A 26,310-nucleotide genomic window follows, 5' to 3' on the forward strand; every position below is an offset into this window, starting at 1 on the left:
TGTACCTAGTTGCACCTTCGGTTTCCCGCGGAGTATGATCGCGCCCATCGGCAGGCGTATCCGGGAGATCGGGCGCCTTGCATCCGCATCCTTCGGAGAATCAAGCGCATGGCCACCACCACCCTCGGCGTCAAGCTGGACGACGCATCCCGCGAGCGCCTCAAGCGCGTTGCCCAGTCGATCGACCGCACGCCCCACTGGCTGATCAAGCAGGCTATCTTCACGTACCTGGAGCAGGTCGAGCGCGGCCATGTGCCGGCCGAGGCCGGCGCGTCCGGCACGCCGGCGGATGGCGCGGCGGACGGCGCGGATGGCTTCGACGCGGCGGGCGAGGGCGCGCCCCAGCCATTCCTCGAGTTCGCCCAGAGCGTGCAGCCGCAGTCGGTGCTGCGCGCTGCGATCACTGCCGGCTACCGCCGCCCCGAGACCGAGTGCGTGCCCGTGCTGCTCGAGCAGGCCCGGCTGCCGCAGCAGCAGGCCGAGGCCGCGCTCGCGATGGCCCGCACGCTGGCCACCCGCCTGCGCGAGCGCAAGGTCGGCACCGGCCGCGAAGGACTGGTGCAGGGCCTGATCCAGGAATTCTCGCTCTCGTCCCAGGAAGGCGTGGCGCTGATGTGCCTGGCCGAGGCGCTGCTGCGCATCCCGGACAAGGCCACGCGCGACGCGCTGATCCGCGACAAGATCAGCGGCGCCAACTGGCAGTCGCACCTGGGCCAGAGCCCGTCGCTGTTCGTCAACGCGGCCACCTGGGGCCTGCTGCTGACCGGCCGCCTGGTTGCCACCCACACCGAAGCCGGCCTGTCCAAGGCCCTGACCCGCATCATCGGCAAGGGCGGCGAGCCGCTGATCCGCAAGGGCGTGGACATGGCGATGCGCCTCATGGGCGAGCAGTTCGTCACCGGCGAGACCATTTCCGAGGCGCTCGCCAACGCGCGCAAGTACGAGGCCGAAGGCTTCCGCTACTCCTACGACATGCTCGGCGAAGCCGCCATGACCGAGGAAGACGCGCTGCGCTACCTGGCGTCCTACGAACAGGCCATCCATGCCATCGGCCAGGCCTCGCGCGGGCGCGGCATCTACGAAGGCCCCGGCATCTCGATCAAGCTCTCCGCGCTGCACCCGCGCTACAGCCGTGCCCAGCACGAGCGCGTGGTCAGCGAGTTGTACGGCCGCCTCAAGTCGCTCACGCTGCTGGCCCGCCAGTACGACATCGGCATCAATATCGACGCCGAGGAAGCCGACCGCCTGGAGATCTCGCTGGACCTGCTCGAGCGGCTGTGCTTCGAGCCCGAGCTGGCCGGCTGGAACGGCATCGGCTTCGTCGTGCAGGGCTACCAGAAGCGCTGCCCGTTCGTCATCGACTACCTGATCGACCTGGCCCGCCGCAGCCGCCACCGCCTGATGATCCGCCTGGTCAAGGGCGCCTACTGGGATAGCGAGATCAAGCGCGCCCAGGTGGACGGCCTGGAGGGCTATCCGGTCTACACGCGCAAGGTCTACACCGACGTGTCCTACGTGGCATGCGCGCGCAAGCTGCTGTCGGTGCCGGACGTGATCTACCCCCAATTCGCCACCCACAATGCGCATACGCTGGCGGCGATCTACCAGATCGCCGGCCACAACTACTACCCCGGCCAGTACGAGTTCCAGTGCCTGCACGGCATGGGCGAGCCGCTGTACGACCAGGTGGTCGGGCCGCTGGCCGACGGCAAGTTCAACCGCCCGTGCCGCATCTACGCCCCGGTGGGCACGCACGAGACGCTGCTGGCCTACCTGGTGCGCCGCCTGCTGGAGAACGGCGCCAATACCTCCTTCGTCAACCGCATCGCCGACGAAACCATTTCGCTGGATGAACTGGTGGCCGATCCGGTCACCGTGGTCGAGCGCATGCATGCCGAGGAGGGCGGCCTCGGCCTGCCGCACCCGCGCATCCCGCAGCCGCGCGAGCTGTATGGCCAGTCGCGCGCCAATTCCGCCGGCATCGATTTGTCCAACGAGCATCGCCTGGCTTCGCTGTCGTCGGCGCTGCTGGCCGGGACCAGCGAGGCGGTTGCCGCGGCGCCGCTGCTCGGCGGCGAAGCCGCGCCCGGCTCGGAAGCGAACCAGCCGGTGCCGGTGCGCAACCCGGCCGACCTGCGCGACGTCGTCGGGCATGTCACCGAAGCCAGCATGGCCGAAGTGGAAGCCGCGCTGCAGGCCGCGGTCAAGGCTGCGCCGATCTGGCAGGCCACGCCGGCCGACGTGCGCGCCGCGGCGCTGGAGCGGGCCGCCGAACTGATGGAAGCGCAGATGCAGTCCCTGATGGGCGTCATCATGCGCGAGGCCGGCAAGACCTTCTCCAACGCCATCGCCGAAGTGCGCGAGGCCGTGGACTTCCTGCGCTACTACGCGGCGCAGGTGCGCGAGACCTTCTCCAGCGACACGCACCGCCCGCTCGGCCCCGTGGTCTGCATCAGCCCGTGGAATTTCCCGCTGGCCATCTTCACCGGCCAGGTCGCGGCCGCGCTGGCCGCCGGCAATACCGTGCTGGCCAAGCCCGCCGAGCAGACCCCGCTGATCGCCGCGCAGGCCGTGCGCCTGCTGCGCGAAGCGGGCGTGCCGGCCGGCGCCGTGCAACTGCTGCCGGGCCGCGGCGAGACCGTCGGCGCCGCGCTGGTGGGCGACGCACGCGTCAAGGGCGTGATGTTCACCGGCTCCACCGAAGTGGCGCGCCTGCTGCAACGCAGCGTGGCCGGGCGCCTGGACGCCGCCGGCCGCCCGGTGCCGCTGATCGCGGAAACCGGCGGGCAGAACGCGATGATCGTCGACTCCTCGGCGCTGGCCGAGCAGGTGGTGGGCGACGTGGTCAACTCCGCCTTCGATTCGGCCGGCCAGCGCTGCTCGGCGCTGCGCGTGCTGTGCCTGCAGGAGGAAGTGGCCGACCGCGTGCTGGCCATGCTCAAGGGCGCCATGAACGAACTCGCCATCGGCAACCCCGACCGCCTGTCCACCGACGTCGGCCCGGTGATCGACGAAGAAGCGCGCGACAACATCCTGCGCCATATCGAAGCCATGCGCGCCAAGGGTCGCCGCATCCACCAGGCCGAGCGCAGCGAAGCCGCGGATGCCGCCACCCGCCACGGCACCTTCGTGCCGCCCACCCTGATCGAGCTCGACAGCATCGAAGAGCTGCAGCGCGAGGTATTCGGCCCGGTGCTGCACGTGGTGCGCTACCAGCGCGCCGGCCTGGACGCGCTGCTCGGCCAGATCAACGGCACCGGCTACGGCCTCACCATGGGCATCCATACGCGCATCGACGAGACCATCGCGCATATCGTCGAGCGCGCCGAAGTGGGCAACCTCTACGTCAACCGCAATGTGGTCGGCGCGGTGGTCGGCGTGCAGCCGTTCGGCGGCGAAGGATTGTCCGGCACCGGCCCCAAGGCCGGCGGCCCGCTCTACCTGCACCGCCTGCTGTCGGTCTGCCCGCAGGACGCCGTGGCCCGCGCCGTGCGCGCCTCGGACGTGCTGAACGGCGCCGGCGAGCCCGGCCCGGTGCGCGCGGCGATGACCGATGCCCTGGGCATGCTCAAGGAATGGGCCGCGCGCGAGAGCGCCGCGCTGCCCGGGCTGGGCGCGGCGTGCGACCGCTTCGCCGCCGCCTCGCCGGCCGGCCTGTCGGTGACGCTGCCCGGCCCCACCGGCGAGCGCAACACGTACACGCTGCTGCCGCGCGCGGCCGTGCTGTGCCTGGCCCAGCAGGAGGCCGACCTGGCCATGCAGCTGGCGGCCGTGCTGGCTGCCGGCAGCCGCGCGGTCTGGCCGGACAGCCCGATGGCGCGCACGCTGTCGGCGCGCCTGCCGAAGGCAGTACAATCGCGCGTCCGCCTGGTGCCCGACTGGGCCGCGGGCGACACCGAATTCGATGCCGTGCTGCACCACGGGGATTCCGACCAGCTGCGCGCCGTGAGCGAGCAACTGGCCACGCGCGCCGGCCCGATCATTTCGGTCCAGGGCCTGGCGCACGGTGAACCGAATGTGGCCATCGAGCGTTTGTTGATCGAGCGTTCGCTCTCCGTCAATACGGCGGCGGCGGGCGGCAATGCCAGTTTGATGACGATCGGCTGACCGGCCGGGCGTTGATCGAAGAGACGCGAGGCAGCGGCGATCCCGCGCGCCTTGCGTATGTGAAATCGGGAAGCGTTTCGCGCCGCACCCGGACGCGTCCAAAAACGCAGCAAGAAGGCTATCGAAAAGCCACCAAGGAGAACTGATGAACTCGACTTTCCACAAGACGGCACTGACCGTTGCCCTGTCGATCGCCGGCGTGTGCGCCAGCTCGGCCGCCTTTGCCCAGGCCCAGGAAATCAAGCTCGGCTTCGCCGCGCCCATGACCGGCGGCCAGGCGCAATACGGCAAGGACATGCAGAACGGCGTGATCCTCGCCATCGAGGAAATGAACGCCACCAAGCCCAAGATCGGCGGCAAGGACGTCAAGTTCGTATTGCTTTCCGAAGATGACCAGGCCGATCCCAAGACTGGCTCGGTGGTGGCGCAGAAGCTGGTGGACGGCGGCATCCAGGGCATGCTCGGCCACTTCAACTCCGGCACCAGCATCCCGGCTTCGATGGTCTACAACCGCGCCGGCATTCCGCAGATCGCCATGGCGACCGCGCCGGAATACACCAAGCAAGGCTTCAAGACCACCTTCCGCATGATGACCTCCGACACCCAGCAGGGTTCGGTGATCGGCGCCTTCGTGGTGAAGAAGCTTGGCGCCAAGAACATCGCCATCGTCGACGACCGCACGGCCTACGGCCAGGGCCTGGCCGACGAGTTCGAGAAGGCCGCCCGCGCCGCCGGCGGCAAGATCGTGCGCCGCGAATACACCAACGACAAGGCGGTGGACTTCAAGGCCGTGCTGACCAACATCAAGCGCAGCAACCCGGACGTGATCTTCTACGGCGGCGCCGAGACGCAATCCGCGCCGATGGCCAAGCAGGTCAAGGAACTCGGCATGAAGTCGCCGCTGGTGTCGGGCGAAATGTCCAAGACCGACAACTTCCTGAAGCTGGCCGGCACCGCTGCCGATGGCACCGTGGTGTCGCTGGCCGGCCTGCCGCTGGAGCAGATGCCCGGTGGCGCCACCTACGAGAAGAAGTACGAGAAGCGCTTCGGCGGCAAGGTGCAGACGTACTCGCCGTACGCCTATGACGGCGCCACCGCGATGATGAGCGCCATGGTCAAGGCCGGCTCGGCCGATCCGGCGCGCTACCTGCCGGTGCTGGCCGCCACCAATATGCAGGGCGTCACCACCAAGGCCCTGGCCTACGACGCGCGCGGCGACCTGAAGGACGGCGGCATCACCGTCTACAAGGTGGTCGGCGGCAAGTGGACCGTGCTGGAGACGGTCGGCGGCAAGTAAGCCTTCGCCAGCGCCATGCGGAAACGCCACCTTCGGGTGGCGTTTTCTTTTGGCGGCACGCCAGCGGGGCAGCCGATGTCTCGCGGGCGCAACAAGGAAGCGGCGCCGTTCCCATTCTTTCCCCGTTGCCGATTAATGTTGCGCTTGCTGCGCAAAGGATGCGTCGCCACCAGCCAGAACGAAACATGGACCACGACAAGCACACCATCATCGGCATCGATCTCGGCACCACCAACAGCCTGGTCGCGGTCTGGCGCGATGGACGGGCGCAGATCATTCCCAACTCTCTCGGCAAGCGCCTGACGCCCTCGTGCGTGAGCGTGCTGGACGACGGCGCGGTCGTCGTCGGGGAGGCCGCGCGCGACCGCCTGCTGACCCATCCCGCGCACAGCGCGGCACTGTTCAAGCGCTACATGGGCACCGCCCGCGCGACCCCGCTGGGCGAGCGGCGCTATCGCCCGGAAGAACTCTCGTCCTTCTTGCTGCGCGCGTTGAAGGCCGATGCCGAAGCCTGGCTCGGCGCGCCGGTCAGCGAAGCGGTGATCACCGTGCCGGCTTATTTCAGCGACGCCCAGCGCCGCGCCACGCGTGTGGCGGGCGAGCTGGCGGGGCTGCGCGTGGAGCGCCTGCTCAACGAGCCGACCGCCGCCGCGCTGGCCTACGGCTTGCAGCAGAACGGGGAAAGCCGCTTCCTGGTGTTCGACCTGGGCGGAGGGACCTTCGACGTCTCTGTGCTGGAACTGTTCGAGAACGTGATGGAAGTACGCGCCTCGGCCGGGGACAACTTCCTCGGCGGCGAGGACTTCGTCGCGGCGCTGATGCGCCGCTTCAGCCGCGACAGCGGGCTCGATGCGCGACTGAGCGCCGGCGGCGTGCAGGAAGGCGAGGCGCAGCCCGAGCGCTGGCCGGCGCAGTTGCGCGAGCGGGTACGCCACGCCGCCGAAGGTGCCAAGCGCGCGCTCAGCGACGCCGCCGGCGCGGACATGGCCGTGACCTGGGAGGACCGCACCTTCACCATGTCGCTGACCCAGGAAGTCTTTGCCGAACTGAGCACGCCGTTGCTGGAGCGGCTGCGCAAGCCCATCGAGCAGGCCATGCGCGACGCACGCATCCGGCCGGCCGAGCTGGACAGCGTGGTGCTGGCCGGCGGCGCCACCCGCATGCCGATGGTGCGCAGGCTGGTGAGCCGCATGTTCGGCCGCTTTCCCGTGACCGAGCTGAATCCCGACGAGGTGGTGGCGCTCGGCGCGGCCGTCCAGGCCGGCCTGAAGGCGCGCGACGCGGCGCTGGACGAAGTGGTCATGACCGATGTCGCACCCTATTCGCTGGGCATCGAAACCAGCCAGCGGGTCGGCCCGGAGGCGTTTTCCCACGGGCACTACCAGCCCGTGATCGACCGCAACTCGGTGGTGCCGGTCAGCCGCGTGGAACGCATCCATCCGCTGGCCGACAAGCAGGAGATGCTGGCGCTGCGCGTCTTCCAGGGCGAGGGGCGGATGGTGGCGGAGAACGTCTTCCTCGGCGAGATCGCCGTGCCGCTGCCGCGCATCAGCGCGGCCGAGTCGGGCGTGGACGTGCGCTTCACCTATGACGTCAACGGCATCCTCGAAGTGCAGGCCACCGTGCTCGCCACCGCCGCCACGCACCGCATCGTGATCCAGGAAAACCCCGGCGTGCTGAGCGACGAGGAAGTGGGCGAGCGCCTGGCGGCGCTTGCCGAGATCAAGATCCATCCGCGCGACCAGGCCGAGAACGCGCAACTGGTGGCGCGCGCCGACCGGCTCTACCAGCAGTGCCTGGGCCGCGACCGCGACCAGATCAGCGGCGCGCTGGCGCAATTCCAGGCCGCGCTGGACGCGCAGGATACCGAGCGCATCCGCACGCTGCGCGCGCCCATCCGGCGCCTGCTCGACGGACTCGACACGCAACTCTGGGACTGATCCCGGCTCGTCCCCTCTCCACGCTTCGCTACCGGCCCGATCCGAACAATGCACTGGCAAGTCCTGCAACTGGCGCCGACCACGGATACGCGCCGCATCCGCTCGGCCTATGCCGCGCGCCTCAAGGTCACGCGCCCCGACGAGGACGCGCAGGCGTTCCAGGCGCTGCGCGCCGCCTATGAATTCGCGCTCGAGTGGGCGCGCCACCATGCGCAGGACGAAGATGCCGGCGCCGTGCCCGACCCGGGCGCCGCTGCCCCGCCTGCCCCGCCTGCCCCGCCCGCCGGAGAGCCGGGGCCCGCCGCGATCGCTTCGCCGCTGACTTCGCCCGCCTCGCCCGTGCGCGGCAGGCTGCCGGCAATCGGCCAGGTGCTGCCGCCCGCCGTGCAGGCGGACCCGCAGCGCCCGCAGACGGCCCGGGCCTTGCCCGATGCGGGCGAGCTGGCCCTTGCAATGTGGGAGCGGCTGCGCGCCAGCTTTCCGCCCGCGCCGGCCGGCGGCCGCTACCCCGGGCTCGACCGCGGTGAACTGGCCGCGCAATCGCTGCCGGTCGGCGAGGCGCTGCAGCGCTGCCTGCAGGACGATGCCTTCGTCAGCATCGAAGCGCGCGACCGCTTCGAGTGGCTGGCGCTGCGCTACTGCGCCCGGGACGATGCCAGTCCCGCGGCGCGCACCGCGCTGTTCGAAGGCTTCGGCTGGGAAGATGCTTCCGATCACCTGGCGCGGCGCGACCGCGCCCTGACCCAGCAGGCGGTCGCACGCGCGCTGGCGGACCGGCAGTTCAGCTACTTCCGCACCTACGCCAAGGGCTCGGCGGCGGCGCAGGCGCTTCTGGCGCCGCCGCCCGCGCGCATCCGCCGGCAAGCGCTGATGCGCGGCGGCTTCGTCAAGGACATGCAGGCCCTGCTCGAACAACTGCGCTGGAAGACGCCGCAGACACGCCACTACCATTTCGACGAGGCGGTGCTGGCGGCCTGGGAGCAGGCGGTATCCCGGCCGCTGTTGTCGTGGGGGCAGTTGTTCCATGCGCTGTGGATCGGCGCCATCCTGGCCAGCGTGGTGCTGATGATCGTGGTGCGGCAGGAGGAACGCGCCGGGCACGATACCGTGGCGCCGTGGCTGGCGCTCGCCGTGTGCGGCGCCAGCCTGGTGGCGCCGATGCTGGCCTGGGCCTGGTACGTGCGGGTCTGGCAGCAATCCGTCACGGTGCGGCTGGCGCGCTGGCGGTCGCTGCCAGGCGTGCAGTGGGGCTGGTTCGGCCTCTACGTGGTGATCGGCGGCTTTGCCATGTTCGCCGGCTCGCTGCCGTCGCTCTACGCATGGTTCATCGGCGTGGAGCTGTATGCCCTGCTGGCCGCTTTCGCGCTGCTCTACCTGCCCGCGCTGCAGCGCATCGGCGTGGCCGGCGCGCTGACCATCGGCGGCATGTACATGGTCTTGTCGGTGCCGCTGTTCGCGCCGTTCGCGCATACGCTGGCGTTTGCGCTGGGCCTGCTGCTGGCCGGCGCCAACCTGTCGCTGGTGCTGCCGGCGCGCGCCTGGCTGCGCCAGCGCCACCGCGCCCGCCTGCTGCAAGGGCAGTGCGCCGCGCTGGCGGTCGGCGCCATGCTGCTGCTGGCGCAGATGCAGTGGGATCTGGCGAGCGAGCCGTGGCTGGCGGTGGCCGGCTGGCTGTGGCTGAACGCCGCCGTGTTCGGCGTCGATCCCATCCTTAACGGCCGCCTCAAGGGCTGGTGGCTGGCCTTGCTGCTGGTCCTGTGCAGCGTGGCCGGCGCCATGCCGGTGCATGCCGAAACCACGCCGCTGTTCCGCGCCGAGGCAGTGGCCTGCGTCTATCTGCTGCTGGCCTGCCTGTTCGAGTGGTCGGACCTGCGCGAGGACAGGCGCCGCGCCGGGCCGCCCGGACGGCGCGCCTGACTGGCGCGCGCATGGGCAAAGAGCCTCGCCTGGGGCCTTGCCCGGTCCGCCGCCCCGGGGTAGGGCTGCGGGGCGAGCCCGGCGAATGCCGGGAAAAGCGCCCCTTCCATTGCGGACCAAGAAACCTGCGCATGGCGCATAATCCCGCACTCGCACATTTCACCCCAGAAGGAGCAGTCCGTGTCCGTGCAGGAAGTCAGTTACGACCACGCCATCGAGCTAGCCAATGCCGAGCGCTACGACGAGGCGCTGGTCATTCTCGACCAGCTCTCGCAGGCGCAGCCGCAGGTGGTGGATTTCGATTGCCTGCGGGCGCGCCTGCACTTCGACCGCGGCGATGCCCAGCAAGCCTTCGCCGTGCTCGATGCGGCGCTGGCCAAGCTGCCCGGACTGAACCTGCATCCCGCGCACCGCTGGTCATCGCGCGGTGTGATCGCGCACCGCTACGGCATGTTGCTCACGAGCATGGAGCGCTTCCAGGAGGCGCAGCCCTGGCTGGACGAGGCGGCGCTGCGCAACGGCCTGTCTTCCGGCGAATGGAGCGCCCGGCTGCACGCGGGACTCGTGCGTTGCCGGCTGGGTGATTTCGCCGGCGCCGGCGCCTATTGGTACGACCTGCTGTACCGCGCGCCGGACCTGGGCGTGCAAGAGATCCTGGCCCAGGCGCTGGCCCACGTGAACGCCGCCGGCGAGCAGGCCGAGCCGATGCTGCGCCTTTGCCTGGCGCGCGCCGGCCTGGACAATCCCGACCTGCTCGAACTCGACGAAGCCGCCGGCGACGCCTTTGCCGCCGAGCAGGCGGGCATCGTGCTGGCTGCGCAGCCCGACCATCCCCACGCCCGCCGCATCCGCGCGCCGCTGCGCTACCGCGCCGGCGACCTCGAGGGCGCCTGGGATGATTTCGCCACTTATCAGCGCCAGGTGCCGGACCCGAAAGCCCAGGTGCGCGAGCTGGAATGGCGTCACCAGGCCGGCGAAGAGCAGCCATGGCAGCGCTTTGCCTTCGTGCAGAACGCGACCGACGCGGCCGGCTACTACAACGCCGGCGTGGCGCTGGCCGAATTCATCGATGCCGTGCCGGCAGCCGAGGCCGCGCTGGCGCCCCACGTGGTCGCGGCATACCGGCTCGGCCTGGCGCGCTTCGAGCAATACTTCGCCACCGGCGAGGGCGGCTACGACGATGCCGATCCGCATCTCTATTCGATGCTGTGCCACAACCTGGCGCAGCGCCTGGACGGCGCGGACCTGCGCGCCGAACGGATCGCGCTGCACGAGAAAGGCATCGCGGTCAGCGAATTCATCGAGCACTGGATCGACCTGCTCGACTGCCTGGTGGCCGCGGGCCAGCATGCGAAGGCGGTCGAGGTGGCCGGCGACGTGCTCAACCGCTACCCGCTCGAGCGCGACCCGGCCAATGTGGGCTGGGTGTTCAGCCGGCTGGTGAATGCATGGAAGGGCATCGGCGGCAGCGAAGTGACCTCGGCGGCGCGCGATGCGCTTGCGCACATGGACGCCCGCGCCGATGCCTTGCCGGTGGAGGAGCGCAGCCAGACCGGCCACGCACTCGCGCACGCGCGCGCGCATTTCGCCGGGCTGCTGCGCAACGGCATCGCGGGCATGGACCAGCACGACCGCACCGATGCGCTGGCCGAGATCGAGGCGCTGCAACGGCGTGCGCTGCTGATCGAGGACGCCTGGCTGTGCAACGAATTCGGCCTGATCTGGCGTGACCTGGGCGCGCCCGAGCGCGCGCTGCCGCTGTTCGAGCAGGCCATCGCGCTGACCGAAGGCGATGCGTGGGACCAGGCCCTGCCGCGCGTGCAGCGCGGCCTGATCCGCAACGGCGAAAAGCAGTACGCCGGGGCGCTGGCCGATTTCGAAGCGGCCTTTGCCGCGCGCGACCGCTGGGAAGGCGACGCTTATCTTGGCGCGGTCGAGGCCGCGCTCGGGCTGGCGCAGCGCGAGACCGCGCTGGCGTATTTCGAGAAAGCCCGCGCCGCCGGCGCCGACCAGGGCAGGATGCGCGCGCAGTACGCGCGCATGGAATCCGGCCTGCGTGCCACGCGGCCCGCCTGGAAGTTCTGGGGCGTCTAGCAAGCCACCCGCCGGACCGGCACGAGAAAACGCCATCGCACCAGATGGCGTTTTTTTACGCCTGTACGCATCATGTTCCCTGCAACTTAGGTGCGCTGTCGGACAAACTCTGACACGGAATGTCATGTGGCTCCGTTACCATGTAGTCCATGAATGGATTGAGCCAACTATTTCCAAGCCTGCCGCTGGCACCGGGCGGGCTGTTCTGGGTCGGACTTGCCCTGGTGGGCGCGGGCCTGGCGGGCGAGGTGTGCCGCATGTACCTGCGGCTGCCGCGCATCGTCGGCTATGCGGCCACCGGCCTGCTCGCCGGCATGCTCGGCCGCGGCATCGTGGACGAGGACATGATCGCGCAGACGCGCATCCTGATCGACATGGCGCTGGCGCTGGCGCTGTTCGAGCTCGGGCACCGGCTGTCGCTGAGCTGGCTGCGGGCCAACCGCTGGCTGCTGTTTACCAGCGCGTTCGAGAGCCTGCTGACATGGGGCCTGGTGGCGGCCGCGCTGCAGTGGATGGGCGTGACGCCCGCCGTGGCCATCCTCGCCGGCGGCATCGCGGTCAGTACCTCGCCCACCATCGTGCTCCAGCTCAAGAACGAGCTGCGTGCCGAGGGCCAGGTGACCGAGCGGCTACTCGCCATGACGGCGCTCAACAGCATCTACGCCGCGACCATCGTGCAGCTCGCCACCGGGTGGCTGCATTCCGAATACGGCAACCTGGGCGCCGCGCTGCTGCACCCGCTCTATTTGCTGCTGGGCTCGTGCCTGCTGGCCTGGGGCGTGGGCAAGCTGGGCCACGCCATCTATGCGCGCATGGCATCGGACGATCACTACAGCTTCCTGGTGCTGGTGGGACTGGTGCTGTTCACGCTGGCCCTCACGCGCGTGCTCAAGCTGTCGATGCCGCTCTCGCTGATGCTGGCCGGTGTGGTGTTCAAGCACCAGGACAGCCAGCCGCGCGTATGGCCCGCCCATTTCGGCAGCGCCGGCAGCCTGCTGATCATCGTGATGGTGGTGTCGCTCGGCCTGCCGCTGACCGTACATGACTGGGCCATCGGCGGCGGCGCCGCGGTGGTGCTGGTGCTGCTGCGCCACCTGGCCAAGCTGGCCGGCGTGGCCTCGCTGGGCTCGTTCTCCGGCCTGAGCCTCAGGCAATGCGTGGCGCTCGGGGTGGCGCTGGCGCCCATGTCGGGCCTGGCCTACTTGCTGATGAGCGACGTGGCGCGCCTTTATCCGTCCACGGGCGAGCCGCTGGCCGCCATCATCCTGTGCTCGCTGGCGCTCGAGCAACTGCTCGGCCCGGCGTTGGCCGCCTGGGCACTTCGCTACGCCGGCGAAGTCAGAAGCAATGGAGGAGGCCGCTGATGTCACTCGAACCGTTCAAGCACTCCGAAGCGCTGACCTTTGGCGTGGAGCTGGAGCTGCAGCTGGTCAACCGTCATGACTATGACCTGGCGCCGTTCGCGCCCGACTTGCTGCGTGCGCTGAAAGGCGCCCGGCATGCCGGCGACATCAAGCCCGAGATCAGCCCCTCGATGATCGAGATCAGTACCGGCATCTGCCACAGTTATGCACAGGCGCTGGATGAACTCGGCACCATGCGCGACCTGATGGTGGACGCTTCGCGCTCGCTCAACCTCGGCATCTGCGGCGGCGGCACGCACCCGTTCCAGCAATGGGCCGACCGCACCATCTCGGATTCGCCTCGCTACCAGTACATTTCCGAGCTGTACGGCTACCTCGCCAAGCAGTTCACGGTGTTCGGCCAGCACGTGCATATCGGCTGCCCGAGCGCCGACGAATCGCTGTTCCTGCTGCACGCGATCGGACGCTACGTGCCGCACTTCGTCGCGCTGGCGGCTTCGTCGCCGTTCGTGCAGGGCGTGGATACCGGTTTCGCCTCGGCGCGGCTGAATTCCGTGGCGGCCTTCCCCATGAGCGGGCGCGCACCGCACCTGCTCACCTGGGACGCCTTCACCGCCTACTTCGAGAAGATGCACGCCACGGGCGTGATCGAGAGCATGAAGGATTTCTACTGGGATATCCGTCCCAAGCCGGAATTCGGCACCATCGAAGTCCGCGTGATGGATACGCCGCTGACCGTGCAGCGCGCGTGCGACATTGCCGCCTATATCCAGGCGCTGGCGCGCTACCTGCTGCTGTCGCGCCCGTTCATGCCGCAGGAAGACGATTACCTGGTCTATACCTTCAATCGCTTCCAGGCCTGCCGCTTCGGCCTTGAAGGCGAGTACGTGCATCCCAACGAACTGACGCGCATGCCCATCGCCGATCACATCGTGACGATCTGCGACGCGCTGGTGCCGCATGCAGAAGCGCTGGGCTCGCTCGACGCGCTGGCCAATATCCGCGCGCTGGCGCAAAGCCGCAACGGCGATGCCGAACGCGTGCGCCAGATCGATGCCGACACCCGCAGCCTGCGCGAGACGGTGCGGCAGACCTGCGACAGCTGGGCGAGCTGAGGCACGCAGCTGCCTCCGGCCAGTTGGCCGCTTGCCCAATTGCCCAATTGCCCGCTAGACCTAGACCCCGTGCGGCACGTGGTCACCGTCACGCAGGCCCAGGCGCTGGTTGGCCGGCACTGCCACGTCGATCAGCTTCGGCCTGGGCAGGTTGAGCTGCTTCATGATCTCGATGAACTGGATGCGCGTATGGCCGGCTACGCGGCTGTTGTGCTGGCGTTCGTGACCGATGGTGGATGCCGTGCGGCCCTTGTAGTCGTGCGCGGGATAGACCAGCGTGTCGTCCGGCAGGGTGAAGAGCTTGCGGGTGAGGCTGTCGTACAAGGTGCCGGCGTCGCCCGACTGGAAATCGGTGCGGCCGCAGCCGTCGATCAGCAGCGCGTCGCCGGTGAAGACGCGTCGCACCGGGCCGGCCGGCGTGGCCTCTTCCCACAGGTAGCTCATGCTGCCGGCGGTGTGGCCGGGCGTATGGATGGCGCGCAGCACCTGCGTGCCGAACGGCAGCGTGTCGCCGTCGATCAGCTGTTTCTCCGCGGGACGGATATCGCAGCCCGACGGCGCCGCGCTGTGTGCGCCGGTTTGCATCGCAACATGGCCGGCGGAGGTGATGTGGTCGGCGTGCGCGTGTGTTTCCACCACCCACGCCAGCCGGGCGCCGCTGGCCTGCAGGCAAGCCATGTCGCGCGCGAGCTGCCGGTCGACCGGGTCGATCAGCAAGGCTTCGCGCGTGGCGGCGTCGATCAGCAGGTAGGTGAAGGTTGACGAGGTCTCGTCGAACAGCTGGTAGAAGGTCTGCATGACGGTCTGCACGACGGCACGGTCGGATCGGGAATGCAAGAAACAGCGCCGCGGCGCGCGCGGCACCAGTCCGCCGGTTCAGGCGATGTCCACCACTTCGCTGATCTGCACTACCGGCACTGCATTAGTGTAGTTGGGGATGTCCTGTTGCAGTTCCTTTCCCGCGGCCCGGGAGGCGGCCACGAAGTCCGGCAGCGAGTCGAACAGGAAGTGGCACATCGCGGCATAGGCCGGATCGGATCCCGGAGCGCCGCCGCCCAGCCCGCGCTCCACCGCCACGCCACGATAGCCCGGCTGCGCGCTGTACAGCTCGACAGCGCGCGGCATGTGGCGCGTGCGGTAATAGTCGAAATCGAACTTGCCGTCCTTGCTGTACGGGTAGAGGATGCTGATCTTGATCATGCCGGGTCTCCGTTTCGGTTGTAAGCCGGGCAAGCGTAGCAGAAAGCACTGGAGACGGCACCGCGCCGCCCGCCACGCCTGCCGCCCCGGCGGCAGATCCCCGGTGCGCGCCGGCTCAGCACTCCACGATATTCACCGCCAGCCCGCCGCGCGCCGTTTCCTTGTACTTCGTCTTCATGTCCGCGCCGGTCTCGCGCATCGTCTTGATCACCGAATCGAGCGACACGTAGTGCGCGCCGTCGCCGCGCAGCGCCATGCGCGCCGCGTTGACGGCCTTCACCGAGGCCATTGCATTGCGCTCGATGCACGGGATCTGCACCAGCCCGCCGACCGGGTCGCAGGTCAGGCCCAGGTTATGTTCCATGCCGATCTCGGCGGCGTTCTCCACCTGCTCCGGCGTGCCGCCCATCACGGCGGCAAGCGCGCCCGCGGCCATCGAGCAGGCCACGCCGACCTCGCCCTGGCAGCCCACTTCGGCGCCGGAGATGGAGGCGTTGAGCTTGTACAGCATGCCGATCGCGCCGGCCGTCAGCAGGAAGTCGATCACGCCCTGCGGGTTGGCCCCGGGCACGAAGCGGTCGTAGTAGTGCAGCACGGCCGGGATGATGCCGGCCGCGCCGTTGGTGGGCGCCGTCACCACGCGGCCGCCGGCGGCGTTCTCCTCGTTCACGGCGATGGCGTACAGGTTGACCCAGTCCATCACCGAGAGCGGATCGGCCAGCGCGCGCTCGGCATGCTCGGTGAGGTTGCGGAACAGCTCGGGCGCACGCCGCCTGACCTTGAACGGGCCCGGCAGCTCGCCGTCGGTGCGGCAGCCGCGCGCCACGCAGGCCTGCATCACGGCCCAGATGCGCAGCAGCCCGGCGTTGACATCGGCTTCGCTGTGCCACACGCATTCGTTTTCCATCATCAGGCGCGCGATGCTCTTCTTGCTGGCCGCCGCCATTTCCAGCATCGCGCGTCCGCTGCGGAACGGGTGCGGCAACTGCTGGTCGGCACCGAGGATCTGCGTGTTGGCCGCGCCCGCCGTGACGACGAAGCCGCCGCCCACCGACAGGTAGCGCCCCTCGCGCAAGGGCTGCCCGGCGGCATCGAAGGCATGGAACTTCATGCCGTTGGGATGCTCGGCCATGGCTTCGCGCCGGTAGAAGACGATGTGCTCCTTCTCCACGAACGGCACCGGGTGCGCGCCCAGCAGCGACAGCGTGCGGCTGGCGCGCAGCGCGGCCAGGCGCAGCTCGATGGTGTCCGGGTCGATGGTGTCGGGCGCTTCGCCCAGCAGGCCGAGGATGACCCCCTTGTCGGTGCCGTGGCCGCGGCCGGTGGCGCCGAGCGAGCCGTACAGCTCGACGCGCACGCTGGCCACCTGGGGCATCAGGCCATCACGTGCCAGGCCCTGGGCGAACATCAGCGCGGCGCGCATCGGGCCGACGGTGTGCGAACTGGAAGGGCCGATGCCCACCTTGAACAGATCGAAGACGCTGACTGCCATGGCAAGGCTCCTGGGGATCTTGGCTATCTGCAACCCACCGGCGTCAGACCGGCGCGTCGCTATCGTTGTTGAGGGGGGCGCGCCACAGCGAGGTGGCTGCGTCGCGCGGAGTGGGCGGGGCGTCCTTCCTCACCATCACGCTGATGGTGCCGTCGTTCTCGAGAATCGCGAAATGCACATCGCCAACGCGCTCGCAGCCGGCATGGCGCAATGCCTTGTGCAGGTCGTCGCGGGTGATGTAGGCGTGCTTCATCACGTCGGCAAAGACCTGGCCTTCATGGATCAGGACCTGCGGGCGGCCTTCCACGACATTCTCAAAACGCCGGCTGCGCCAGCTCAGCCAGGCCAGCACGAGATTGGCGCCGACCAGCGTCACGGCAAGGATCAGGCCCGCGGTGACGGAGTTGTCGCCCGCATTCATCGAATTCTGCACCGCGTTGGACAGCACCAGCAGCAGCACCAGGTCGAGCGATGTCAGCTGGCCGATCTGGCGCTTGCCGGAGAGCCGCAGCAGCACCAGCAGGCTGCCGTAGACAATCAGTCCGCGCAGGACGAATTCCCACCATGGGGCGCTGAGGTTCCACATGCGTGCTCCGTTTGCCGGGCGCGGCCGGGTGGCCGGGCAACCACACCGAGCATAGCGCGTTGGCGCAAGCGCCGGGGGCTGCCGCAACGGCGGACAGGCCCCGGCTCCCGCCAGCTTACTCTTCGGCGTACTCGCTCATCGGCACGCAGGCGCAGAACAGGTTGCGGTCGCCGTAGACGTTGTCGGCGCGGCCCACCGGCGGCCAGTACTTCTGCGTGCGCAGCGCGGCCACCGGGTAGGCGGCTTCCTGGCGCGTGTACTTGTGCTCCCAGGCGTCGGCGGTGATCACGGCGGCAGTGTGCGGCGCGTTCTTCAGCGGGTTGTCCTCGCGGTCGAAGCTGCCGTCCTCCACGCGGGCGATCTCGGCGCGGATGGCGATCATGGCGTCGATGAAGCGGTCCAGTTCGTGCAGGGCCTCGCTCTCGGTCGGCTCGATCATCAGCGTGCCCGGCACCGGGAAGCTCATGGTCGGCGCGTGGAAGCCGTAGTCCATCAGGCGCTTGGCCACGTCCTCGTTGGAGATGCCGGTGGTCTTCTGCAGCGGGCGCAGGTCCAGGATGCACTCGTGCGCGACCAGGCCGTGCTGGCCCGTGTACAGCACCGGGAAATGCGGCGACAGGCGGCGCGCCACGTAGTTGGCGGCGAGGATGGCGTTCTCGGTGGCGGCGGTGAGGCCGGCCGAGCCCATCATGGCGACGTACATCCACGAGATCGGCAGGATGCTGGCCGAGCCGAACGGCGCGGCGGACACGCCGCCGATGCCGTTGTCGTCGCGGCGGTAGCCCACGCTGTCCTGGTTGGGCAGGAAGTCCGCCAGGTGCGCGCCGACCGCCACCGGGCCCACGCCGGGTCCGCCGCCGCCGTGCGGGATGCAGAAGGTCTTGTGCAGGTTCAGGTGCGAGACGTCGCCGCCGAACTGGCCGGGCGCGGCGGTGCCGACCATGGCGTTCATGTTGGCGCCGTCCACGTAGACCTGGCCGCCGTGCTTGTGCACGATGTCGCAGATCTGCTGCACGCCCTGCTCGAACACGCCGTGCGTGGACGGGTAGGTGATCATGATGGCGGCGAGGTTGCGGCTGTGCTGCTCGGCCTTCTTCGCCAGGTCGGCGAGGTCGACGTTGCCGTCTTCGTCGCAGGCCACCACCACCACCTTCATGCCGGCCATCTGCGCCGAGGCCGGGTTGGTGCCGTGCGCGGAGGAGGGGATCAGGCAGATGTCGCGATGGCTTTCGCCGCGGCTGGCGTGATACGCGTGGATGATCAGCAGGCCCGCGTACTCGCCCTGCGAGCCGGCGTTGGGCTGCAGGCTCACCGCGGCGTAGCCGGTGGCCGCGCACAGCATGGCTTCGAGCTGGTCGATCATCTCGCGGTAGCCCACGGTCTGGTCCAGCGGCGCGAACGGATGGATCTTGCTGAACTCGGGCCACGTCACCGGGATCATCTCGCTGGTGGCGTTGAGCTTCATCGTGCACGAACCGAGCGGGATCATGGTGCGGTCCAGCGCCAGGTCCTTGTCGGCCAGCATGCGCAGGTAGCGCAGCATCTCGTGCTCGGCGTGGTGCGTATTGAAGACCGGGTGGGTCAGGTAGGCGCTCTGGCGCGCAAGCGCCGCGGGGAAGGCGTCCTGCGCGGCGGCTTCCAGTGCGTCGAACCCGGGCACCGGCTTGCCGTGCGCGAAGATTTCCCACAGCGCGATCACGTCTTCGCGCGAGGTGGTCTCGTCCAGCGAGATGCCGATGCGGTTGGCGCCGGCGTGGCGCAGGTTGATGCCGCGCGCGGTGGCGGCCGCGTGGATGGCCTCGGTGTTGAAGCCGGTCACCAGCGTGAGCGTGTCGAAGAAGGTCGCGTTGGTGCGGGTGTAGCCGAGCACCTCCAGGCCTGCGGCCAGCGTGGCGGCGAGGCGGTGCACGCGCTGGGCGATGCGCTTGAGGCCCTGCGGGCCGTGGTACACGGCGTACATCGAGGCCATCACCGCCAGCAGCACCTGCGCCGTGCAGATATTGGAAGTGGCCTTCTCGCGCCGGATATGCTGCTCGCGCGTCTGCAGGGCCAGGCGATAAGCCTTGTTGCCCTGCGCGTCGATGGTCACGCCGACCAGGCGGCCGGGCATGGAGCGCTTGAACGCGTCCTTGACCGCCATGTAGCCGGCGTGCGGGCCGCCAAAGCCCAGCGGCACGCCGAAACGCTGCGAGTTGCCCACCGCCACGTCGGCGCCCCATTCGCCGGGCGCGGCGATCAGGGTCAGCGCCAGCAGGTCGGCGGCGGCCACCACCAGGCCGCCGGCGGCGTGCACGGCGTCGGCGATGGCGCGGTAGTCGGCCACGTCACCGTTGACGCCCGGGTACTGCAGCAGCACGCCAAAGGCATGGGCGCCGGCAGCGTCGGCCGCGGGGCCGACCTTGACTTCGATGCCCAGCGGCAGCGCGCGCGTGCGTACCACTTCCAGCGTCTGCGGCAGCACGTCGTCGGCCACGTAGAAGGTGTTGGAAGCGTGCTTGTTGACCCGCTGCAGCAGCGTCATGGCCTCGGCCGCGGCGGTGCCTTCGTCGAGCATCGAGGCGTTGGCGATATCCAGGCCGGTCAGGTCGGTGACCATCTGCTGGAAGTTCAGCATGGCTTCCAGGCGGCCTTGCGAGATTTCAGGCTGGTACGGCGTGTAGGCGGTGTACCAGGCCGGGTTCTCGAAGATATTGCGCAGGATGACGCCGGGCGTCAGCGTGTTGTAGTAGCCCTGGCCGATAAAGCTCTTGAGCACCAGGTTCTTGCTGGCCAGGCCGCGCAGCCTGGCCAGGGCGCCTTCCTCGGTGAGCGGCTCGGTGAACTCGCCCAGCGGCATGCCGTCGCGGCGGCGGATGGCGGCGGGAATGACGGCGTCGATCAGCGCGGCACGGCTGTCGTAGCCGAGTACCTTGAGCATGTGTTGCTGCTCGGCGGCATCGGGGCCGATATGACGGGAAGCAAAGGCGTCGCGCGCCTCCAGTTCGGCCAGCGTGGGCCGGGCACCTTTGGCTGCGTTCATGGGCAGGGGGGCGTTCATGGCAAGAACCTCGTTGGGCGCAGGGCGGCGGGTGGTCAGCCGCGCCGCCGTGCATCAGTCTTCAGTCGCCGCTCCCGTGGCAGGCAAGCCTCGCGGGAGCGGCAGGGTGTCGCGTCAGGCGCCGACGTTGGCCTTGTAGGCGTCCACCGACATCAGGCCGTTGACGTCGTCGCTGTTGGCCGGCTTGAGCTTGAACAGCCACGCATCGAAGGCGTCGGCATTGACGCTTTCCGGCGCGGCGACGGCGGCTTCGTTGACGGCGATCACTTCGCCGGCCACCGGCGCGTAGATGTCGGAAGCGGCCTTGACCGATTCCACCACCGCCAGCGCGTCGCCTGCGCCGACCGACTTGCCCACTTCCGGCAGCTCCAGGAACACGATGTCGCCCAGCGCGTCCTGCGCGTGGTCGGTGATGCCGATGGTCAGCGTGCCGTCGGCTTCGACGCGCACCCATTCATGGGACTCGGTGTATTTCAGGTCGGCGGGGAAATTCATGGGATTCTCCAGATTCAATTTGTTTTTTCAGCGCCCGCCGGGCGGAGGCAATCCGTCGCCGGCGGGCGCGCTGTGACCGGTGCGAGCGTTCAGCTCACGAGTGCCTTGCCATTGCGCACAAACGGCAGTTTAACCACAGTCGCGGCGAGTTTGCGGTCGCGGATCTCGACCTGCACCTCGGCGCCGAGGGCAACGTCGCGCGGCAGGCGGGCAAATGCGATGGACAGGGACAGCGAAGGGCTGAAGGTGCCGCTGGTGATCTCGCCGTCGCCGGCAGTGGTGATCACCTTCTGGTGCGCCCGCAGCACGCCGCCTTTTTCACGCAGGATCAGGCCGACAAACTGCTGGGTCTGGCCGCCGGCGACGAGCGCCGCCTTGCCGGTGAAGTCGCGCTCGCTCTGCAGGTCCACGGTCCAGGCCAGGCCGGCGTTGAGCGGCGAGGTGTGGATATCCATGTCCTGGCCGTACAGGTTCATGCCGGCTTCCAGGCGCAGCGTGTCGCGCGCGCCGAGGCCGGCCGGGCGCACGCCGGCAGCGACCAGCTTCTCCCACAGGCCGGCCACGTTCGCGGCCGGCACCACCAGTTCGAAACCATCCTCGCCGGTGTAGCCGGTGCGCGCCACCATGACTTCGCCCAGGGCGGGATCCTGCACCACGATGGCGTTGAAGGGCTTGAGGGCTTCGCTGGGCTGGGTGGAGGGGAAGGCGCTCCACACCTTGGCGCGGGCGTTCGGGCCCTGCACGGCGACGATGGCCAGCGGCGCGGCGCCCGCGGGGGCGTTGTCGCCGCGGCGCGGGGTGATGGTGACGCCGCTGCCGGTGGCGGCGTTGCGCGCGGTGATCCATTCGATATCGCCGGTCGCGGTGCTGGCATTGACTACCAGGCGGAAGCGGTCCTCGGCGAAGAAGTAGACGATCAGGTCGTCGATGACGCCGCCGCTCTCGTCGAGCATGCAGGAATAAAGTGCCTTGCCCGGCGTCTGCAGCTTGTCCACATTGTTGGCCAGCAGGCCGCGCAGGAAGGCGCGCACATTGGCGCCGGCCAGGTCGACCACGCACATGTGGGAGACGTCGAACATGCCGGCGTCGGTGCGCACGGCATTGTGTTCTTCGATCTGGGAGCCGTAGTTGACCGGCATGTCCCAGCCGCCGAAGTCGACCATGCGGGCGCCGAGTGCGCGGTGGATGGCATTGAGGGGCGTGGCCTGGAGCGTCATGTAGTCCTCGGGGGAAGGCGGAAATCTCGGTTCGAAAACGAAAAAAGGGTCATCCGCCGCCAGACCCGGCGCGCCATGGCGCTGCCAGATCCGCCGCGGCGGATGACCCCTCTGTCCTCGATACCTGAGAGATTACAAGGCGGTCCGGTGGACCTGTGCCCTGCGCGCCCCTTCGGTGGGCACGCTCGCCGTCGCTTGCGCGCGTGGCGGGTGCCGCTCTCCAGAGTACGGCGTGCATCGTGTGCATATTGCAAGCCGATCCGACCAGTCCATGGTGCCTGAGAGTTTTCGGGTGATACCCCTTCGGCGGCGCAAGATCTGCGCGCTCTCCCGGCCGGATGGCGCGACTCTACAGGCAGCCCCGGTGGCTTGTCAACGCGTGGCGCGCGGCACGGCACCGGCACCCCGGGGCCGGCAACCCGGCGTGTTAACATCTGCGGCTGCTGTCGCTTGCGGGGACATCACCCCGGTGCCGCAGTCTTCACAGGCAGCCCTGGCCGCGTCGTCTTCGCCAGCCATTTCGCCATCCGCTTCCGCCACCACGCCAAACGCATGACCCACGGACTCAATCCCGCCCAATCCGAAGCCGTCCGCTATCTCGACGGCCCCTGCCTGGTGCTGGCCGGCGCCGGTTCGGGCAAGACGCGGGTGATCACGCAGAAGATCGCGCACCTGATCGAGGACAAGGGGTTCGAGCCCAAGCATATCGCCGCGGTGACCTTCACCAACAAGGCCGCCAAGGAGATGCAGGAGCGTATCGCCAAGCTGATGGAAGGCAAGACCACGCGCGAGGGCCGCCGCATTCCGCTCAAGCAGATGACGGTCAGCACCTTCCACTCGCTCGGCGTGCAGATCCTGCGCGCCGAGGCCGAGCACGTGGGGCTGAAGCCGCGCTTTTCCATCATGGACTCGGACGACTGCTTCGGCCTGGTGCAGGAGCAGCTCGCCACCACCGACAAGAAGCTGATCCGCAGCGTGCAGAGCACCATCTCGCTGTGGAAGAACGGCATGGTCGATCCAGAGACCGCCATCGCCACCGCCGAGAGCGCCGACGACCACCAGGCCGCGCTGGTCTACCGCAACTACGTGGCCACGCTCAACGCCTACCAGGCGGTGGATTTCGACGACCTGATCCGCCTGCCGGCCGAGCTGTTCGCGCGCGACGAAGCGGTGCGCATGAAGTGGCAGAACCGCCTGCGCTACTTCCTGGTCGATGAATACCAGGACACCAACGCCTGCCAGTACCAGCTGCTCAAGCTGCTGGCCGGCGGCTCGCACCTGCGCGCGCCGGCCTTCACCGCGGTGGGCGACGACGACCAGGCCATCTACGGCTGGCGCGGCGCCACGCTGGACAACCTGCGCCTGCTGCAGACCGACTTCCCCGATCTCAAGGTGGTCAAGCTGGAGCAGAACTACCGCTCCACCGTGCGCATCCTGGAGGCCGCCAACGCCGTCATCTCCAACAATCCGAAGCTGTTCGACAAGAAGCTGTGGAGCGAGCACGGCATGGGCGACCCCATCGCCATCAACCCGATGAACGACGAGGAGCACGAAGCCGAGTCGGTGGTGTTCCGGCTCTCGGCGCACAAGTTCGAGCGGCGCGCGCAGTTCCGTGACTACGCCATCCTCTACCGCGGCAACCACCAGGCGCGCCTGTTCGAGCAGATCCTGCGGCGCGAGCGCATTCCCTATGTGCTGTCGGGCGGCCAGAGCTTCTTCGACAAGGCCGAGATCAAGGACATCTGCGCCTACCTGCGCCTGATCGCCAATCCGGACGATGATCCCGCCTTCATCCGCGCCATCACCACGCCGCGCCGCGGCGTCGGCAACGCCACGCTGGAAGTGCTGGGCACCTTCGCCGGGCAGGCCAAGGTCTCGCTGTTCGAAGCGGCCATGATGGGCGGCATCGAAGGCAAGCTGCAGCCGCGCCAGCTCGAGCCGCTGCGCGTGTTCTGCGAAGCCATGGTGCGCCTGGCCGGCCGCGCCGCCAGCGATCCCGCCACCGAAGTGCTCGACGACATGATGGAAGGCATCCACTACGAGGCCTACCTGTACGACACGTTCGACGAGCGCCAGGCCCAGTCGCGCTGGACCAACACGCTCGAATTCCTCGACTGGCTCAAGCGCAAGGGCACCAAGCCCGAGGCCGCCGAGGGCGGCGAGGCCACCGGCTTCGACACCGCCGACGGCTTCGGCGACGAAGGCAAGAACCTGCTGGAGCTGACCCAGACCGTGGCGCTGATGAGCATGCTCGAAGGCCGCGAGGAAGATCCCGACGCGGTGCGCCTGTCCACGCTGCACGCCTCCAAGGGGCTGGAGTACCCGCACGTGTTCCTGGTCGGCGTGGAAGAGGGCATCCTGCCGCATTGCCGCGAGGACGAAGACCTCGGCGACGAGAAGATCGAGGAAGAGCGCCGCCTGATGTACGTCGGCATCACGCGCGCCCAGCGCAGCCTGCACATCAGCTGGTGCAAGAAGCGCAAGCGCGCGCGCGACACCTACTCCTGCGAACCTTCGCGCTTTATCGGCGAGATGAAGCTCGAGGAAGCGCCCGCGCCGGCGGACGCCACGCCCGCCATGAGCCCCAAGGACCGCCTGGCCGGCCTCAAGGCACTGCTCGGCACGCCGGGCAAGACCGCCGCGTCCTGAGCCGCACGCACGGCACGCGCGCCGGCTTTGTACAAAGTCGATACATTGGCCTACAAGCGGGACAAGATCGCAGCGGGCCGGCCTTCTAACATCACGATTGCCCGGACTGCCTTACTGGTCCGGGTGCCGCGCCGCTTCGTCCCTTCGGAGTGAGCGTGGCCGGGCGGCATGCCCGACTTCTTCCCTGTTTCGACGCCCCCGCGCTCGCGCGCCAGGGGGCGTTCTTTTCTGCCCCGCCGGCATCAGGCCCGCGCGATCCCCACCACGAATTCGCCTTCCAGCAACAGGGTCGCATCGCCCGACCGGTGGACCTGCACGATGCCGGGATGCGCGCCGGCGATCGGGTCCTGCCGCGTCGACACCGGCGAGGCGCCGCGCGCGCGGTAGGCCGGATGGCCCATGTGCACCAGCCGGCTGACCCGGTCGTCGAAGAACATCTGGGTGGTCAGGACGTGCTGTTCGCCAAGATGGATCTTCAGGTGGATATGCACCGCGCGCGGCGCGTACCAGCCTGGGTAGATGGTGAGGAACTGGGCGCTGCCGTCGGCCCTGGTGGTCTGCACGCCGCGCAGGAAACGCAGCTTGTTGTCGGGCACGACATGCATGCCGCCCGGCTCCGCCGGCGCCGCGGCGCCACCGTGCGGAGGACCATTGCCATCATGCGGCCCACCGGGCGGCTGGAGGCTGGCCTGGTCGTATCCGCTGTACTCGCCGCCGGCATCGCAATGCCAGATGCTGGCCACCGCGCCCGGTACCCGCGCGCAGTTGCGCGTGCTGTCCACCACGAGCAGGCGCAGCCGCATCGGAATCCCGGGCCGGTGGTCGCGGATATCGCTGCGCACCAGGGCCTGGTCTATATAGAAGGGGCCTTCCATCAGTTCGGGCGTCAGCAGGCAAAGCAGTGGCGGGGCGGCCGGGGCCGCGCCGGTCTCGCCGGCCAGCCCAAGCAGGCCGGTGCCTAGTACGCCGCCCAGAAAGCGGCGCCGGCCATCGTCAGGCATGAGTGCTTCATCGTGCATCTTTGGCTTCCTGTCGATAGGGTGCCGCAGCACCGGGTACGCCTGCCGGACCGGGCCCGGCAATGGCGCAGGGCATGGGCGCCGGGCCATGCGCGTGGCCTGGGAAGGCCCCCATTGGCGCTCCCGGCGGCGGCCCTGCCCAGCGTGGCGTGCCGGCCAGGGCACGCAGGCGACTGCGCTGGGCCGCGTCCAGGCTGTCTTCGAACGCAATCCTCCGGTCGCGCGCGATGCGCCGGTCGTGCTCCAGCGCATCGCGCAAGCGGTCTTCGCGCGCCGCCCGCTCGCGCAGCGGCGTCTCCGTGCCTGGCTCGTCCATCGGGTCCGTCGGGTCGGTCGGGTCCATCAGGTCCATGGGGTCCATCGGGCCGATCTCGCCGCCTTCGCGGATAAAGCGGGCGCGCAGCTCCAGCGCGTGCGCCCGGGCCTCGCGTTGCGCGGCGCGCGCGGCATGCCAAAGGGTAGTCTGGGCCGGCGTCAGCGCCAAGTCTTCGCGCAGCGAAGGCGGCACCGGCCGCTCGGGTGCGCCGGCCGGCAGTGCGTAGGCAGGCAGCGCCGTGGCGCAGGCGCCGCAAAGCAGGGCCAGCGCGACAAAGGCGCGCGGGCGGGGCAGCGGGCGGGGCAGCGATCCTTGTGTCTGATTCATGGCAGTTTCCAGAGTCGTCATGGGAAAGGAGCAACCCGGCGCGCTGGCCCCGGCCTCATGCCGCTGTCATCCAGCATAGCGTGCGCAGGCCCAAACAAGCGGCGGGTTGCCGACATGTCATCTTAAAAAGACGCGCCG

At 69.1% G+C, this 26,310-nt stretch carries 17 protein-coding genes and 2 riboswitches; of the genes, 8 read left to right on the forward strand and 9 right to left on the reverse strand.

Annotated features, from left to right (window positions below):
- Window positions 1-108: 108 nt before the first annotated feature.
- The 7 genes from putA to AC1DKV_RS22655 all read left to right on the forward strand — a co-directional run bounded on the left by putA (window position 109) and on the right by AC1DKV_RS22655 (window position 13,834).
- Window positions 109-4,107, forward strand: coding sequence for a trifunctional transcriptional regulator/proline dehydrogenase/L-glutamate gamma-semialdehyde dehydrogenase (gene putA / locus AC1DKV_RS22625; RefSeq protein WP_441612895.1), 3,999 nt, complete (start codon window positions 109-111; stop codon window positions 4,105-4,107).
- A gap of 145 nt (window positions 4,108-4,252) precedes the next feature.
- Window positions 4,253-5,404 carry a branched-chain amino acid ABC transporter substrate-binding protein gene (locus tag AC1DKV_RS22630; protein ID WP_441612896.1) on the forward strand — a complete coding sequence of 384 codons (1,152 nt, stop codon included), beginning with the start codon at window positions 4,253-4,255 and terminating at the stop codon, window positions 5,402-5,404.
- Between the two features lie 185 nt (window positions 5,405-5,589).
- A complete protein-coding gene (locus tag AC1DKV_RS22635; RefSeq protein WP_441612897.1) occupies window positions 5,590-7,344 on the forward strand; it encodes an Hsp70 family protein in 1,755 nt (584 codons plus the stop codon).
- Between the two features lie 48 nt (window positions 7,345-7,392).
- Window positions 7,393-9,261 (forward strand): hypothetical protein, encoded by a 1,869-nt coding sequence (locus AC1DKV_RS22640; RefSeq protein ID WP_441612898.1) that lies wholly within the window; start codon window positions 7,393-7,395, stop codon window positions 9,259-9,261.
- A 180-nt stretch (window positions 9,262-9,441) separates the two neighbouring features.
- A complete protein-coding gene (locus tag AC1DKV_RS22645) occupies window positions 9,442-11,355 on the forward strand; it encodes a hypothetical protein (protein WP_441612899.1) in 1,914 nt (637 codons plus the stop codon).
- Between the two features lie 149 nt (window positions 11,356-11,504).
- The gene (locus tag AC1DKV_RS22650; protein ID WP_441612900.1) at window positions 11,505-12,719 is read left to right on the forward strand and encodes a cation:proton antiporter; all 1,215 of its coding nucleotides are present in this window, start codon (window positions 11,505-11,507) and stop codon (window positions 12,717-12,719) included.
- Window positions 12,719-13,834 (forward strand): YbdK family carboxylate-amine ligase, encoded by a 1,116-nt coding sequence (locus AC1DKV_RS22655; RefSeq protein WP_441612901.1) that lies wholly within the window; start codon window positions 12,719-12,721, stop codon window positions 13,832-13,834. The genes AC1DKV_RS22650 and AC1DKV_RS22655 overlap by 1 nt, the downstream gene beginning before the upstream one ends.
- Window positions 13,835-13,894: 60 nt before the next feature.
- On the opposite strand, the gene AC1DKV_RS22660 is transcribed toward AC1DKV_RS22655, so the two are convergent.
- The 7 genes from AC1DKV_RS22660 to gcvT all read right to left on the reverse strand — a co-directional run bounded on the left by AC1DKV_RS22660 (window position 13,895) and on the right by gcvT (window position 21,861).
- Entirely contained in the window at window positions 13,895-14,632 is a 738-nt protein-coding gene (locus tag AC1DKV_RS22660; protein WP_441613051.1) for an MBL fold metallo-hydrolase, read from the reverse strand.
- Window positions 14,633-14,710: 78 nt separating this feature from the next.
- Window positions 14,711-15,034: an EthD family reductase gene (locus tag AC1DKV_RS22665; RefSeq protein WP_441612902.1), complete on the reverse strand. Its 324-nt coding sequence runs from the start codon at window positions 15,032-15,034 to the stop codon at window positions 14,711-14,713.
- 115 nt (window positions 15,035-15,149) lie between these two features.
- Complete coding sequence (locus AC1DKV_RS22670; RefSeq protein WP_441612903.1) at window positions 15,150-16,526, reverse strand: L-serine ammonia-lyase; 1,377 nt, start codon at window positions 16,524-16,526, stop codon at window positions 15,150-15,152.
- 43 nt (window positions 16,527-16,569) lie between these two features.
- Complete coding sequence (locus AC1DKV_RS22675; RefSeq protein ID WP_441612904.1) at window positions 16,570-17,112, reverse strand: DUF421 domain-containing protein; 543 nt, start codon at window positions 17,110-17,112, stop codon at window positions 16,570-16,572.
- Window positions 17,113-17,227: 115 nt separating this feature from the next.
- Window positions 17,228-20,149, reverse strand: coding sequence for an aminomethyl-transferring glycine dehydrogenase (gene gcvP / locus AC1DKV_RS22680; protein WP_441612905.1), 2,922 nt, complete (start codon window positions 20,147-20,149; stop codon window positions 17,228-17,230).
- Between the two features lie 114 nt (window positions 20,150-20,263).
- Entirely contained in the window at window positions 20,264-20,644 is a 381-nt protein-coding gene (gene gcvH / locus AC1DKV_RS22685) for a glycine cleavage system protein GcvH (RefSeq protein ID WP_441612906.1), read from the reverse strand.
- Window positions 20,645-20,733: 89 nt separating this feature from the next.
- A complete protein-coding gene (gcvT, locus tag AC1DKV_RS22690; protein WP_441612907.1) occupies window positions 20,734-21,861 on the reverse strand; it encodes a glycine cleavage system aminomethyltransferase GcvT in 1,128 nt (375 codons plus the stop codon).
- A 101-nt stretch (window positions 21,862-21,962) separates the two neighbouring features.
- A riboswitch (glycine riboswitch) is annotated at window positions 21,963-22,095 on the reverse strand.
- A 21-nt stretch (window positions 22,096-22,116) separates the two neighbouring features.
- Window positions 22,117-22,204: riboswitch (glycine riboswitch) on the reverse strand.
- Between the two features lie 209 nt (window positions 22,205-22,413).
- On the opposite strand from gcvT, the gene AC1DKV_RS22695 reads away from it, so the two are divergent.
- Entirely contained in the window at window positions 22,414-24,510 is a 2,097-nt protein-coding gene (locus AC1DKV_RS22695; protein ID WP_441612908.1) for a UvrD-helicase domain-containing protein, read from the forward strand.
- 242 nt (window positions 24,511-24,752) lie between these two features.
- On the opposite strand, the gene AC1DKV_RS22700 is transcribed toward AC1DKV_RS22695, so the two are convergent.
- Both AC1DKV_RS22700 and AC1DKV_RS22705 read right to left on the reverse strand, forming a co-directional pair.
- Window positions 24,753-25,529, reverse strand: coding sequence for a peptidase associated/transthyretin-like domain-containing protein (locus AC1DKV_RS22700; protein ID WP_441612909.1), 777 nt, complete (start codon window positions 25,527-25,529; stop codon window positions 24,753-24,755).
- Entirely contained in the window at window positions 25,519-26,172 is a 654-nt protein-coding gene (locus AC1DKV_RS22705; protein WP_441612910.1) for a hypothetical protein, read from the reverse strand. The genes AC1DKV_RS22700 and AC1DKV_RS22705 overlap by 11 nt, the downstream gene beginning before the upstream one ends.
- Between the last annotated feature and the right edge of the window lie 138 nt (window positions 26,173-26,310).

Source organism: Cupriavidus sp. 05T41 (genome assembly GCF_056396525.1).